Source organism: Pseudomonas sp. B6002, assembly GCF_013385985.1.
Classification (GTDB): Bacteria; Pseudomonadota; Gammaproteobacteria; order Pseudomonadales; family Pseudomonadaceae; genus Aquipseudomonas.
Map to the genome: position 1 here is coordinate 9,608 of NZ_JACAOY010000022.1, position 13,427 is coordinate 23,034.

At 63.8% G+C, this 13,427-nt stretch carries 13 protein-coding genes; 10 read left to right on the forward strand and 3 right to left on the reverse strand.

Annotation, left to right across the window (positions count from 1 at the left end):
* The first annotated feature begins 287 nt into the window (after window positions 1-287).
* Both aroA and HX792_RS23580 read left to right on the forward strand, forming a co-directional pair.
* On the forward strand, window positions 288-1,544 hold the full coding sequence (gene aroA / locus HX792_RS23575; protein WP_176998345.1) for a 3-phosphoshikimate 1-carboxyvinyltransferase: 1,257 nt from the start codon (window positions 288-290) through the stop codon (window positions 1,542-1,544).
* Window positions 1,545-1,576: 32 nt separating this feature from the next.
* Window positions 1,577-1,966 carry a hypothetical protein gene (locus HX792_RS23580; RefSeq protein ID WP_176998346.1) on the forward strand — a complete coding sequence of 130 codons (390 nt, stop codon included), beginning with the start codon at window positions 1,577-1,579 and terminating at the stop codon, window positions 1,964-1,966.
* A 1-nt stretch (window position 1,967) separates the two neighbouring features.
* On the opposite strand, the gene HX792_RS23585 is transcribed toward HX792_RS23580, so the two are convergent.
* On the reverse strand, window positions 1,968-2,567 hold the full coding sequence (locus HX792_RS23585; RefSeq protein ID WP_176998347.1) for an NAD(P)H-dependent oxidoreductase: 600 nt from the start codon (window positions 2,565-2,567) through the stop codon (window positions 1,968-1,970).
* A 72-nt stretch (window positions 2,568-2,639) separates the two neighbouring features.
* On the opposite strand from HX792_RS23585, the gene HX792_RS23590 reads away from it, so the two are divergent.
* Both HX792_RS23590 and HX792_RS23595 read left to right on the forward strand, forming a co-directional pair.
* Window positions 2,640-3,242, forward strand: coding sequence for a TetR/AcrR family transcriptional regulator (locus HX792_RS23590; protein WP_176998348.1), 603 nt, complete (start codon window positions 2,640-2,642; stop codon window positions 3,240-3,242).
* Between the two features lie 112 nt (window positions 3,243-3,354).
* On the forward strand, window positions 3,355-3,732 hold the full coding sequence (locus tag HX792_RS23595) for a hypothetical protein (RefSeq protein ID WP_176998349.1): 378 nt from the start codon (window positions 3,355-3,357) through the stop codon (window positions 3,730-3,732).
* A gap of 75 nt (window positions 3,733-3,807) precedes the next feature.
* Here HX792_RS23595 and HX792_RS23600 read toward each other — a convergent pair whose 3' ends face one another.
* Together HX792_RS23600 and HX792_RS23605 are read right to left on the reverse strand one after the other, a co-directional pair.
* Window positions 3,808-4,482: a GNAT family N-acetyltransferase gene (locus HX792_RS23600; protein ID WP_176998350.1), complete on the reverse strand. Its 675-nt coding sequence runs from the start codon at window positions 4,480-4,482 to the stop codon at window positions 3,808-3,810.
* Window positions 4,483-4,504: 22 nt separating this feature from the next.
* Window positions 4,505-5,413: a LysR family transcriptional regulator gene (locus tag HX792_RS23605; RefSeq protein ID WP_176998351.1), complete on the reverse strand. Its 909-nt coding sequence runs from the start codon at window positions 5,411-5,413 to the stop codon at window positions 4,505-4,507.
* Between the two features lie 113 nt (window positions 5,414-5,526).
* On the opposite strand from HX792_RS23605, the gene HX792_RS23610 reads away from it, so the two are divergent.
* The 6 genes from HX792_RS23610 (at window position 5,527) to HX792_RS23635 (ending at window position 13,427) form a co-directional block, all read left to right on the forward strand.
* Window positions 5,527-6,708, forward strand: coding sequence for an MFS transporter (locus HX792_RS23610; protein ID WP_176998352.1), 1,182 nt, complete (start codon window positions 5,527-5,529; stop codon window positions 6,706-6,708).
* Between the two features lie 54 nt (window positions 6,709-6,762).
* Window positions 6,763-7,473, forward strand: a complete 711-nt coding sequence (locus HX792_RS23615) for a FadR/GntR family transcriptional regulator (protein ID WP_176998353.1) — start codon at window positions 6,763-6,765, stop codon at window positions 7,471-7,473.
* A 105-nt stretch (window positions 7,474-7,578) separates the two neighbouring features.
* Entirely contained in the window at window positions 7,579-8,772 is a 1,194-nt protein-coding gene (lhgO, locus tag HX792_RS23620; RefSeq protein ID WP_176998354.1) for an L-2-hydroxyglutarate oxidase, read from the forward strand.
* A 58-nt stretch (window positions 8,773-8,830) separates the two neighbouring features.
* A complete protein-coding gene (locus HX792_RS23625; RefSeq protein ID WP_176998355.1) occupies window positions 8,831-10,156 on the forward strand; it encodes an MFS transporter in 1,326 nt (441 codons plus the stop codon).
* An 81-nt stretch (window positions 10,157-10,237) separates the two neighbouring features.
* Window positions 10,238-11,089 (forward strand): CAP domain-containing protein, encoded by an 852-nt coding sequence (locus tag HX792_RS23630; RefSeq protein WP_176998356.1) that lies wholly within the window; start codon window positions 10,238-10,240, stop codon window positions 11,087-11,089.
* 151 nt (window positions 11,090-11,240) lie between these two features.
* Window positions 11,241-13,427, forward strand: coding sequence for an ATP-binding protein (locus HX792_RS23635; protein ID WP_176998357.1), 2,187 nt, complete (start codon window positions 11,241-11,243; stop codon window positions 13,425-13,427).

Sequence of the window (13,427 nt, forward strand, 5' to 3'; positions counted from 1 at the left end):
CGAGGTGCCGAGTGTTGGGGCAAGAGCGTTTTGCTTACTTTTGCGCTCTATCAAAAGTGAGCCGCTGTAAGAGCGGAACCAATAGCCGCCGTTACCAAAGAAATGGATATGTACACCGTGAGGCCGCCATCGCAGGCAAGCCAGCTCCCACAGGTGGATTGATGCACAACCAGAAAATACCGGTGGCCGTTACCCCGCGCTCGACAAGCACCGCATCTATACCCGATTATTCGGGTCCGCCCGTCGGCCACTCCGTGCCACCTTGCCTTGATCAGGAGCCCTGTACCTTGAGTTCGCAAAAAACCGTGACCGTTACACCGCCCAACTTCCCCCTCAATGGCAAGGTCGCGCCCCCCGGCTCCAAATCCATCACCAACCGCGCCCTCCTGCTGGCCGCCCTCGCCAAAGGCACCAGCCGCCTGAGCGGCGCCCTCAAAAGCGACGACACCCGCCACATGTCCGTGGCCCTGCGCCAAATGGGCGTGACCATCGACGAACCCGACGACACCACCTTCGTGGTCACCGGCTCCGGCAAACTGCAACTGCCCACCCAGCCCCTGTTCCTCGGCAACGCCGGCACCGCCATGCGCTTTCTGACCGCCGCCGTGGCCACCGTTGAAGGCACCGTGGTGCTGGACGGCGACGACTACATGCAAAAACGCCCGATCGGCCCCCTGCTGGCCACCCTCGGCCAGAACGGCATCAAGGTCGACAGCCCCACCGGCTGCCCACCGGTCACCGTGCATGGCGTGGGCAAGGTGCAGGCCAAGCGTTTTGAAATCGACGGCGGCCTGTCCAGCCAGTACGTGTCGGCGCTGCTGATGCTCGCGGCGTGCGGCGAAGCACCGATTGAAGTGGCATTGACCGGCAAGGACATCGGCGCCCGTGGCTACGTGGACCTCACCCTGGACTGCATGCGCGCCTTCGGTGCCCAAGTGGAAGCCGTCAACGACACCACCTGGCGCGTCGCGCCTACCGGCTATACCGCCCATGACTACCTGATCGAACCGGACGCCTCCGCTGCCACCTACCTGTGGGCCGCTGAAGTGCTGACCGCTGGCCGTATCGACATCGGCGTGGCCGCTCAGGACTTCACCCAGCCGGACGCCAAGGCCCAGGCCGTGATCGCCCAGTTCCCGAACATGCAGGCCACGGTGGTCGGTTCGCAGATGCAGGACGCCATCCCGACCCTCGCAGTGCTGGCGGCGTTCAACAACACCCCGGTGCGCTTCACCGAGCTGGCCAACTTGCGCGTGAAGGAATGCGACCGCGTGCAAGCGCTGCACGACGGCCTCAACGAAATCCGTCCGGGCCTGGCGACCATCGAAGGCGACGATCTGTTGGTGGCCAGCGACCCGGCACTGGCCGGCACCGCTTGCAACGCGCTGATCGACACCCACGCCGACCACCGCATCGCCATGTGCTTTGCGCTGGCGGGCCTGAAGGTGGCGGGCATCCGCATCCAGGACCCGGACTGCGTGGCCAAGACCTATCCTGAATACTGGAAAGCCCTGGGCAGTCTTGGGGTTCAACTGAGCTACTGAGCACCAGGCGCTGGAACGGGGAGGCCTTGCACATGAACATTCGCCAACCCTGCCCACCCGGCGCCTGCGACTGCCAGCGCGAACAGCTGTTGGAGGCGCCCGGCACCGACCAGCGCATCCTCCAGCTCACGCGCCAGGAAGAGAAAAAACTGCTCGAGCGCCTCGAAGACCTCAAGAGCCTGCAAGACCTGGAACGCATGCAACAGCTGATGTACCAGCAATTGGGCATCCGCGTGCATGTCGCGCCCGGCCACACCGAGGTCAAGAGCATGCGCGGGATCCAGATCGTCATCGACGACCTGCCGGGCCTGTGCCGTAAAACTCGGCAATCGATCCCGGCCGCGATTCGCCGTGGCATGGAGAAGCGCCCGGAAATCGCCTACCGCCTGCTCGATGCCCACGACCTGTTTCGCGAAGGTTGACTCAGCCCGCCACCGCCTGCGCTTCAAACAGGTGCTTGCCGATGGACTTGGCCTTGTGCAGATGAACCTGTGCACTGCCGCTTTCCGACTCCAGCAACAATTCGGACGTCACCACCTGCGCGCCGCAGTAATCAAATATCCCGTAGTCGATCTGGGTGCCCATGGCCTTGGCATAACCGTGGCGATCAAACGCGCTTTCATCGGCGGCGCCCAGCGCCAGCAGGTGCACCTGCAAGTGCCGCAGTTTTTTCACCACCGGGGTATCCGGGCCGTAATCGATGGCCCAGCCATTAACGAACACACGGTCGACCCAGCCCTTGAGCAATGCCGGCATCGACCACCAATAAATCGGGAAGGCCAGCACCAGCGCATCGGCGCAGTCGATACGCGCCTGTTCGGCGAGCACGTCGGCGGGCGGTGTGGCGCGGGTGCGGTGCACGAGGTGGTCTGCGGCGCTGTAACGTGGATCGAAGCCTTCGGCGGCCAGGTCGGCGATTTCGTAGGTGTGGCCTGCGGCCGCGAGCCCCGTGGCGACCTGTGCGGCCAGGCTGTGGGTGAGGGATTGCGGGTCGTGATGAGCGACAACGATAAGTGCATGCATGACAGTGGCTCCCTTTCGGCTTAAGCTACGATTAGTAAGTTACGCCGATTAAGTTACTTTTGGTATATAAGCATGTCAAGCAGTGAATCCCCTGCCCCACGCCGTCGCCTGTCCCGTGAAGATCGCCTGCGCCAACTGTTGGATGTGGCCTGGCAGCTGGTGCGCGACGAAGGCACCGAAGCCCTGACCCTGGGCCGCCTGGCCGAACTGGCGGGTGTGACCAAGCCGGTGGTCTACGACCATTTTGTTACCCGTGCGGGCCTGCTGGCGGCGCTCTACGAAGATTTCGACGGGCGCCAGAACCAGGTGTTCAGCGATGCCATCGAAGCCAGCGCGGCCACCCTGGATGACCGCGCCTGGGTGATCGCCTCGTCCTATGTCGATTGCGTGTTGCTGCAAGGGCGGGAGATTCCCGGGGTGATCGCGGCGCTGAGCAGTTCGCCGGAACTGGAAACCCTCAAGCGCGAGTACGAGGCGATTTTCCTGGCCAAGTGTCGCGACGCGCTGTCGCCGTTCGCGGCGGCTGGCAGCGTGTCACAGGCGGGCCTGCGCGCCATGCTCGGGGCGGCGGAAGCATTGTCCCACGCGGCGGCCAGTGGCGAGATCAGCCGTGAAGAGGCGCAACAGGAGTTACTGGCGACGATTCTGGCGATGGTCAATCGTGCGCGCGGTTAAATAATTGTTCACGTGCGAGGAATAAAGCGGCGCGGCGGGTGTTTACCTGAGTACGGCGTGTGAATACAGCACATGGCCAGTACCCAAACCAGAAAAGACCCAGGAGTTCGACATGCTGAACAAACGCTCCCTTGCTGCTGCCATCCTGATTGCCTGTGCTTCGTCCATGGCCTTCGCCGCCCCTGCCAAAATCGCCGACAGCGCCAAAGGCAAAGTGTTGGTGGACAGCAAAGGCATGACGCTTTACACCTTCGCCAAAGACAGCGCCGGCAAGTCGGCCTGCAGCGGCCAGTGCCTGGCCAACTGGCCGGCGTTCACCGCTTCGGCCGCCGCCAAGGATGCCGACGGCTACACCGTGATCACCCGTGACGACGGCAGCAAACAATGGGCCTACAAGGGCCAGGCGCTGTACACCTGGGTCAAGGACAGCAAGCCGGGCGATATCACCGGTGACGGCGTTGGCGGCAACTGGAACCTGGCCAAGCCATAACTAAACCCCGCCCCTGTAGGAGCCCGCTTGCGGGCGATAGCGAATTTGAGGGCGCCATCGCCGGCAAGCCGGCTCCTACAGGTTTTGTACGAAGCGTTGGGCTTTGTGCGTGAGCTGGTCGAGGTGGCGATCACGCTGTTTCTCGGCATCCACCATTGCGCGCTTGCCGTGCTTTTGCAGCAAGTAGGTGTGAATCTGCCGCACTTCCAATGAGCTGTAGATCGACGCCACATCCAGCACGCCCATCAGGCCATCCGTTGCGTAATCCCGCGTGTTCATCAGCACCTGGGTGCCCCGCGCGCCGCGCACTTGAAAGCCCATGGCCTCGAACGCCGGCACCTTCTCCACCGCACAGGCCAGTTCGGCATGCGGGTAGCGCGCCAACACGTCCTGCAGCATCGCCCGCGCCACGCCTTGGCGCCGCTTGCCGGCCTGCACCGCCATGAACGCAATGCCACACGCCTCGGGATCGTCCTTGACCGGCAGGTACAGCACAAAGCCGACGACCTGTTCCGGGTCTTGCGCGTCGGTGGCAACGATCAACTCGACCGCAATGCCCTTGGCTCCGCCCAGTGCCTCCAGGTACAGGTGCACCTCAAAACCGATCGCATATTGGTAGATGTTGTACAGCAAGTTGCTCGGCGGCAGCGCCACGCTGCTGATGTCGGTGAGGTTGTCCACCACCATTTGCAGGATCTGACCGTTGATAGGCTCGGGGCACGGGGTGGTGTAACGGGTAAGGCTGAACATGCAGGTTCCTGGGAATTTCGCGTCAAGACAGCGGCGATTGTACCTGTTGCAGCCCGCACACCTCACGTAAACATCCGCGCAACCAGCGATGGGCCAGGTCCGCGTCCAGGCGCGGGTGCCAGAGCATCGCCACGGTGAAGGCCGGTAAAGCCAATGGCAACTCGAAACTGTGCAGGCCCTCGCGCTGATGAGCGGTGTAGCGCTCGGGCACGCTGGCGATCAGGTCGGTGTCCCGTGCCAGTGCGATGGCGGTGGAGAAGCCGGCAACGATGGTAATGATCTGTCGCGGCATGCCTTGGGACTCAAGCAAATCATCAATCTGCCCTCGCGCTTGGCCACGGCGGGAGACGTACACGTGCTGCCCTTCGGCATAGCGCCGAATGCTGACAGTCCCCCGGCTGAGCGGATGCCCGCTGCGCACTACACCGATCAAGCGATCACGGAACAGCGCCTGGGTCAGCACCTCGGGGTTGGCACTGGCGTCGACCACACCGGTCTCCAGGTCGACGCTGCCATCGCGCAGCAAGGCGGTGTCCTTGTCGGTTTTAGTGACGAAGCGCAGGCGCACGCCAGGCGCCTCCCGGGCGATGCGCGCGAGCAATGCCGGGCCGAAGTTTTCGACGAACTCTTCGCTGGTGCGCAGGGTGAACGTACGTTCCACCCGGGCCATGTCCAAGGACTCGGCGGGCCGCAACACCGCCTGGGCCTCCTGCACCAAGCGGCTGACCTGCTCACGCAACGCCACCGCCCTGGGCGTCGGCACCAGGCCACGACCCGCGCGCACCAGCAGCGGGTCGCCGGTGGTCTCGCGCAGGCGTGCCAGCGCCCGGCTCATCGCCGACGGGCTCAAGCGCAGGCGTTCTGCGGCGCGGGCGACGCTGCCTTCGGCGAGCAACACGTCCAGGGTGATCAACAAATTAAGGTCGGGCATCACGGCTCCTCATCAGGCGTTTCATGCAGGTATTAACTGCATACCCGGCGTCTTCCGCCATGTTAGGCCACGCCATAGAGTTGTGACAGTCGTGTTCACTCAAGGATTTACCCATGCACACTGCTTCACGAGGCGCCCTTGTCAGCCTGTCCCTGTCCATGTTGCTGGCCGCCTTGGGCACCAGCATTGCCAACGTCGGGTTGCCGGCGTTGGCCCATGTGTTTGATGCATCGTTTCACGCCGTGCAGTGGGTAGTGCTGGCCTACCTGCTGGCGATCACGGCGGTGATTGTCAGCGCCGGCAGCCTGGGCGATCGCGTGGGCCGTCGGCGTTTGTTGCTCGCCGGCTTGTTGTTGTTCGCCGTGGCCTGTGGGCTGTGTGGGTTGGCGCCGTCACTGCCATGGCTGGTGGCGGCGCGCGTCCTGCAGGGGCTTGGTGCGGCGGTGATGATGGCAATGACCCTCGCGATGGTCGGCGACACCGTGACCAAGGAACGCACCGGCCGGGTGATGGGCTTGCTCGGCACGATGTCGGCCGTGGGGACCGCGATGGGGCCTAGCGTGGGCGGGATGCTGCTCAGCTTGTGGGGTTGGCAAGCGTTGTTCCTGGTGGGCGTACCCTTGGGCCTGCTGGCCGCTGTCCTCGCCTGTCGCTACCTGCCGCTTGATCGACAGCCCCGGCTTCAGCCCACGGGCGAGCGCTTCTGGTCGCCGCTGAAAAATCCTGCCCTGCGCGTCGGCCTGGTCATCAGCGCGCTGGTGGCCGCCGTGATCATGACCACCTTTGTGGTGGGGCCGTTTTATCTGTCTCGGGGGCTGGGGCTCGATCCCGCCTGGATGGGCCTGGCCATGGCGGTCGGGCCTTGTGTGGCCGCGCTGACCGGTGTGCCCGCCGGCCGTCTGGTGGACCGCCTGGGCAGCCAACGCATGACCCTCGCGGGGCTAGGCGTCATGGCCCTCGGCGCCCTGCTGCTGTCTCTGGTCAGCGGGCTACCGGCCTATCTGGGTTCGCTGGTGTTGCTGACCGCCGGTTACAGCTTGTTCCAGGCCGCCAACAACACCGCGGTGATGAGCGATGTGCAGGCCTCACGCCGTGGCAAGGTCTCGGGCCTGTTGAACCTGTCACGCAACCTCGGCCTGATCTTCGGCGCGTCGGCCCTCGGCGCGGTGTTTGCCTGGGCTACACCGGACGTTACTCGTGCGCTGCCGCAATCAGTCGCCTACGGCCTGCACGTCACCTTTGGCGTGGCGCTTGGCCTGATCCTGTTGGCGGCGGGGATACGACACAAATATTGACAAGTTAAAATCGTAACGACTATTGTCTGACAACCTGATCACCAAGGCAGTCCCATGCTTGAGCTCCAACGCCCCGATTCGCTCGTCGTCCGGGTTGTCAGTGCCATCCGCGCAGAAATCGACTCCGGCCAGCTGCCGCCCGAGTCGCGCATGCCCACCGAACAGCAACTGGCTGAACAACTCAACGTCAGCCGTTCCGTGGTGCGCGAGGCGATTGCCCAGCTCAAGGCCGATGGCGTGATCACCGCGCGCCGGGGCCTGGGCTCGTTCATTTCGCAGACGCCGGCCGGTACGGTGTTCCGCTTCCCCCAGGCCGACGGCCGCCGCCCCGACCTGGCGCAGATGTTCGAAGTGCGCCTGTGGATCGAAACCCAGGCCGCCTCGATTGCCGCCCAGCGCCGCGATGACGCCGACCTGCAGCGCATGAAAAGCGCCCTGCAGGCCATGCAGGACAACCGCGAAAACTTTGAAGCCGCCGCCATCGCCGACGTCGAGTTCCACCGCGCCATCGCCGACGCCAGCAAGAATGACTACTTCGTGGCCTTCCACGACTTCCTGCGCAGCCAACTGGCCAGTGCACGCAAGACCGCGTGGGAAAACTCCGCATCTCGCTTTGTGATCGGCTCGGCCGATGCCACTCAGGAACACCAAGCGCTTTATCAAGCCATCGCCGATGGTGACGCCTCACGCGCCGCCGCGAGTGCAGAGGCACACCTGCGTGCTGCCGCGCGCCGCCTGAGCCTGGAGCTGCCCGCCACCTCTTGATTGCTTTAAGTAGCGTGTCCCTGGACACGCCCTTTTTTTAACAAAAACATTAGTCTGACAACCTGATAAGCAGACCGAAATGTGCAACCTTAGAGACTCCGCGTAATGATCCACGACTATTGCATCATCGGTGGCGGCATCGTCGGCCTGGCCACCGCCATGGAACTGCTCAAGCGCAAGCCCGGCGCGTCCCTGGTGATCCTGGAAAAAGAGTCGGTGCTGGCCAAGCACCAGACCGGCCACAACAGCGGTGTGATCCACGCCGGCATCTACTACGCCCCGGGCAGCCTCAAGGCCGACCTGTGCAAGCGCGGCGCCGAGCAAACCAAACAGTTCTGCACCGAACACGGCATCAAGTTCGAGGTGTGCGGCAAGCTGCTGGTGGCGTCCAACCCGTTGGAAATGCAACGCATGGAAGCGTTGTATGCGCGGTCTCAGCTTAACGGTATGAAGGTCGAGCGCCTGGACGCCGACCAGCTGCGCCAGCGTGAACCGAACATCGTTGGCCTGGGCGGGCTGTTTCTCGACGCCACCGGCATCGTCGACTACCGCCAGGTGTGCGAGACCATGGCCGAGGTGATCCGCCGTCGCTGTGGCCAGATCTGCCTGGACCGCACCGTGACCGCGATCCGCGAAGACACCGACAAAGTCACCATCAGCACCCGTAGCGAAACCTGGCAGGCGCGGCATTTGGTGGTGTGTGCAGGCTTGCAGTCGGACCGCCTGGCGACCCTGGCCGGGATCAAGATCGACCACCAGATCATCCCGTTCCGGGGCGAATACTTCCGCCTGCCGCCGGAGAAAAACAACATCGTCAACCACCTGATCTACCCGATTCCCGACCCGGAGCTGCCATTCCTTGGCGTGCACCTCACGCGCATGATCGACGGCAGCGTCACCGTCGGCCCGAATGCCGTGCTGGGCCTGGGCCGTGAGAATTACCGCAAGTTTTCGGTGAACTGGCGCGATGTGGCGCAGTACGCCAGCTTCCCGGGGTTCTGGAAAACCATCTGGCAGAACCTCGGCTCGGGCACCACCGAGATGAAAAATTCGCTGTTCAAGTCGGGCTACCTGGAGCAGTGCCGCAAGTACTGCCCATCGCTGACCCTCGACGACCTGCTGCCCTATGAAGCGGGCATCCGCGCCCAGGCAGTGATGCGCGACGGCAGCCTGGTACACGACTTTTTGTTCGCCCAGACCTCGCGAATGCTGCACGTGTGCAACGCGCCCTCGCCGGCCGCCACGTCAGCCATGCCCATCGGCGCGATGATCGCCGACCGCCTGTTCACCCCCGCGTAACACCCGGCACCAAACGTCCATTTGACAATAACTATAAAGACTCAGAAGGAAGTAACGCATGACGGCTCCCGCCTCCATCCCCAGCACTGAAACACCCGAGCAAACCCGCAAGCGCCTGCGCAAAGTCGCCGCCGCGACCATCTTTGGCTCGATGCTGGAGTGGTACGACTTTTACCTCTACGCCACCATGGCGGCGATTGTGTTTTCGAAGATCTTCTTCGATAACAGTGACCCGAAGACTGCCACGCTGATGGCCTTTTCCACCTTCGCCATCGGCTTTATCGCACGCCCGTTCGGCGGCATCCTGTTCGGCTACCTGGGCGACAAGTTCGGCCGCAAGCAAGTGCTGGTGCTGACGTTCTGCCTGATGGGCGTGTGCACCACGCTGATCGGCCTGATCCCCAGCTACGCTTCCATCGGCATCTGGGCGCCGATCGTGCTGGTGTTTATCCGCATCATCCAGGGCCTGGGCGCCGGTGCCGAGTTGTCTGGCGCGGCAGTGACGTCCTATGAACATGCCTCCCAAAACAAACGCGGCAGCCAGGGTGCCTGGCCGGCGCTGGGCCTGAACCTGGGCCTGCTGCTGTCCTCGCTCACGGTGTACCTGCTGACCATCAACGGCAACGAGTTCCTGCTGGCCGGCGGCTGGCGCATCCCGTTTGTGTGCAGCATCGTGCTGGTGGGCGTGGGCCTGTGGGTGCGCAACAGCATCCCGGAAACCCCGCAGTTCAATGAGCTGAGCAAGGCCGAAAGCAAAGCCAAGGCGTCGCCACTCAAGGCCTTGTTCAAGAACGACCTGAAGGGCCTGGCGGTGGTGTTCTTCGTGGCCATTGGCTACAACGCCCTGAGCTACATCTTCAAGACCTTTTCCCTGGCCTACCTCACCCAGTTCAAAGGCGTGGACGTGCACGTCACCTCGTTGTCGGTGACCATCGCCAGCCTGATCGCCATCGTCGCCGTGCCCTGCTTTGGCTGGCTGTGCGACAAGTGGAGCAGCAAGACCGTGCTGATGCTCGGCGGGGTTTGCTCGTTGCTGTTCGCTTACCCGTTCCTGGCGCTGCTCAACAGCGGCGAAAGCCTGATGATCTACCTCGCCATTGGCGTGGGCACCGGCATCCTCGCGCCGATGATGTTTGCGCCGCAGGGCTCGTTCCTGAGCCGTCAGTTCCCGACCCAGACCCGCTCTTCGGGCTTCGGCACCGGGCGTGAAATCGGCACGGCCATCGCTGGCGGCCTGGCGCCATTAGGTGCGTTGTCGATGGTCGCGGCCTCGGCCACTCACTCCACTGATGGCGTTGTGATAATCCTCGCGGTTTCGGCCTTGCTGGTGGTGGTGTTCGCCTTGTGCGACCAGGGCCGCAAACACTCGGCATTCAAGAACTGAGGAAAAAAGTTCGGACCAACGGGTGCATGGACGCACCTACATCGCGCATCATGGGCACTTTCAAGCTCAAGGGTAACGTCCATGCGCGTTCTGTCATTGATGATGGGTCTTACGACGCTGGCCGCCAGTACGGTGTTCTGCGCCAGCGCGATGGCGAATGAAGAAAGCCAGTTAGTCCAACAAATCAATCAATACCGCAGCCAGGTACAACGCTGCGGTAACCAGGGTTCCCAGGAACTGCCACCGCTGGCCAGCGACACCCGGCTGGTGCTGCCCGCCACCAACGTTGGCGACCTGCAGCAGGCCCTGGCCCGTGCGGCCTACCCGATGGTCAACGTGCAGGCCATCAGCCTGTCGGGCCCCAAGGATGCGCAAGCGGCGATGAAAGCCGTACGCGAAAGCTTCTGCCGCGTGGTGCTCGACCCGCAATTTGTCGACATCGGCGTGAGCAACAGCGGCCAGGACTGGCGCATCGTGCTCGCCCGCCCGCTGCTGTCCAGTGGCCTGGGCGATTGGCAGACCGAGGGCAAGCAACTGCTCGGCCTGATCAACGCCGCCCGTGAACAGCCGCGCCAATGCGGCACCCAGGCCTTTACCGCCACCACCCCGCTGTCGTGGAACGACGACCTGGCCAACGCCGCCAACAGTCACACACGCAACATGGCCAACGGTAACTTCTTCGACCACCTCGACCACGACGGCCGCACCCCCGGAGACCGCGCCGAACTGGCCGGGTATATCGCCAAGAACATCGGCGAGAACATCGCCGCCGGCCTGGACACCCCACGCAAGGTAGTCGACGGCTGGCTGGCCAGCCCGGGCCATTGCGCCAACCTGATGAACCCGCAATTCCGTGAGCTGGGCGCCGCCTATGCGATGGACCCCAAGAGCGATGCGGGGATCTACTGGACGGGGGTTTTCGGCGCGCAATAACCGATTTTCAGCGGCCTCCACGCCACCGAAGCATCAAATTGATATCATTCGGAAAATCCCGCTGAACTGCCGGCGGGCATTCCGGTCTGTTGCTTGTCAGGCCACCCCTTCCTGGCGTTGAACCGACCGAGGCACACAAGGTGTTTTCCCAATGATGAATTGGCTGCAAAGCAGCAGCGACATGGCTGAGCGGGTACGCCAGCATGATTGGGCAACCACGCCCCTGGGCCCATTGGAACAGTGGCCCGATGTCCTCAAGACCACCGTAGCCTTGTGCTTTGCCTCCAGCTTCCCGCAGTCCATCGCGTGGGGCCCTCACCTGACCATGCTCTACAACGATGCCATGACCCCGATCCTGGGCGACAAGCCCTATGCGCTGGGGCGTCCGTTCAACGAGGTGTGGCGTGAAGCCTGGGCAGAGGTCAGCCCCATCGCCCAGGCGGCCTTCGAAGGGCATGCGACTTATGTCGAGAACTTCCCGCTGGTGATCGAACGCGGCGCCGGGGCCGAGCAGGCGTATTTCACCTTTTGCTACAGCCCGATCCGCGACTCCCTGGGCAAAGTCGTGGGCATGCTCAATACCGTCACCGAAACCACCGCCACCGTGTTCCTCACGCGCCGTCTGGCGGTGCTGGACGCCATCGGCAGTGCAGTGGCCAATGCCATCGATGCAGAAGCCATCATGACCAGCACCACGCGGTTGCTGGCCGAGCACCTGCACGTGTCGAACTGCGCGTATGCCGACATGGACGACGACCAGGACGGCTTCACCATTCGCGGCAACTGGGCCGCGCCCGGGTCACCCAGCATCGTCGGGCGCTACAGCCTGGCGTCGTTCGGCGAGCTGGCAGTGCGCCGCTTGCGCGCTGGCGAACCGCTGGTGATCCACGACAACCGCGTGGAGTTCGCCCCCAACGAAGCCGCCAGTTACCAGGCCCTCGGCGCCCTGGCGACGGTGTGCTTCCCGCTGATCAAGGACGGGCACCTGACGGCCCTGATGGCGGTGCATCACAAGAACGCCCGCGTCTGGTCGCCTTACGACCTGGCCTTGGTGGGCGAAGTCACCGAACGCTCCTGGGCGCATATCGAGCGCGTGCGCGCCGACGCGGCCGTGCGCGACGGGCTGACGGCCATCACCGAATTGAACGCCACCCTGGAGCAACGGGTAGAAGAGCGCACCACCGCGCTGACCCAGGCCGAAGCCGCCCTGCACCAATCGCAAAAACTCGAAGCCATCGGCCAATTGACCGGTGGCGTGGCCCATGACTTCAACAACCTGCTGACCATCATTCGCTCGTCCATGGACTTCCTGCGCCAGCCCGGGCTGTCCGAAGAACGCCGCCAACGCTACATGGGCGCCGTCTCCGACACCGTCGAGCGGGCCAGTAAGCTCACCAGCCAACTGCTCGCCTTCGCCCGTCGCCAACCGCTGAACCCGGAAGTCTTCGACGTGGGCCTGCGGGTGAAGAACATCGGCGAAATGCTCGAAAGCGTGACCGGTGCGCGCATCCACGTGCAAATCGAACTGCCCGCCACCCCGTGCCATGTTCGCGTCGATTCCAGCCAGTTTGAAACCGCCTTGATCAACATGGCGCTCAACGCCCGTGACGCCATGGACGGCCAGGGCCAACTGACCCTGCGCGTGGCCAGCGTGCCGGCCTTGCCGCGCATTCGCGGGGAGGCCGAGGTGCGCCAACCGTGTGTGGCGGTGTCCCTGGCCGACACCGGCAGCGGCATTCCCGGCGACAACGTGGAGCGCATTTTCGAGCCGTTTTTTACCACCAAGGCCGTCGGCAAAGGCACCGGTTTGGGCTTGTCCCAGGTGTTCGGATTTGCCAAGCAATCGGGCGGCAACGTCGATGTGGCCAGCACCCTCGGGCGCGGCACGGTGTTTACCCTGTACCTGCCCGAAGTGGCACCTCCCACCGTGCAACCCACTGCGCTTGCCGAAGAACACGCCCCGCTGCCCGACACCACGCTGCGGCATATCCTGATAGTGGAAGACAACCTGGAAGTGGGCCGCTTCGCCAACCAGATCCTGCAGGACCTCGGCTACCAGACCACCTGGGCCACCGATGCTGAACAGGCACTGGCGCTGGCCGGGGCGGATGCCATGGCCTTCGACGGGATTTTCTCGGACGTGGTCATGCCGGGCATGACCGGCGTGGCGATGGCCAGGCTGCTGCGCCAACGCCGCCCGGACCTGCCGGTGGTGCTCACGTCGGGCTACAGCGAAGAATTGGCAGACAGTGGTTACGAAGGCTTCGAGTTCCTGGCCAAGCCCTACTCGGCCGAGCAGGTGGCACGGGCGTTGGCCAAGTCGATGGCCCGGGACTGA

Coding starts and splice junctions, on each gene's coding strand:
- HX792_RS23605 (WP_176998351.1), bottom strand. CDS start 5,413: ATGCCCGACCTTAATTTGTTGATCACCCTGGACGTGTTGCTCGCCGAA.
- HX792_RS23630 (WP_176998356.1), top strand. CDS start 10,238: ATGCGCGTTCTGTCATTGATGATGGGTCTTACGACGCTGGCCGCCAGT.
- HX792_RS23580 (WP_176998346.1), top strand. CDS start 1,577: ATGAACATTCGCCAACCCTGCCCACCCGGCGCCTGCGACTGCCAGCGC.
- HX792_RS23600 (WP_176998350.1), bottom strand. CDS start 4,482: ATGTTCAGCCTTACCCGTTACACCACCCCGTGCCCCGAGCCTATCAAC.
- HX792_RS23590 (WP_176998348.1), top strand. CDS start 2,640: ATGTCAAGCAGTGAATCCCCTGCCCCACGCCGTCGCCTGTCCCGTGAA.
- HX792_RS23595 (WP_176998349.1), top strand. CDS start 3,355: ATGCTGAACAAACGCTCCCTTGCTGCTGCCATCCTGATTGCCTGTGCT.
- lhgO (WP_176998354.1), top strand. CDS start 7,579: ATGATCCACGACTATTGCATCATCGGTGGCGGCATCGTCGGCCTGGCC.
- HX792_RS23610 (WP_176998352.1), top strand. CDS start 5,527: ATGCACACTGCTTCACGAGGCGCCCTTGTCAGCCTGTCCCTGTCCATG.
- HX792_RS23615 (WP_176998353.1), top strand. CDS start 6,763: ATGCTTGAGCTCCAACGCCCCGATTCGCTCGTCGTCCGGGTTGTCAGT.
- HX792_RS23585 (WP_176998347.1), bottom strand. CDS start 2,567: ATGCATGCACTTATCGTTGTCGCTCATCACGACCCGCAATCCCTCACC.
- HX792_RS23625 (WP_176998355.1), top strand. CDS start 8,831: ATGACGGCTCCCGCCTCCATCCCCAGCACTGAAACACCCGAGCAAACC.
- HX792_RS23635 (WP_176998357.1), top strand. CDS start 11,241: ATGATGAATTGGCTGCAAAGCAGCAGCGACATGGCTGAGCGGGTACGC.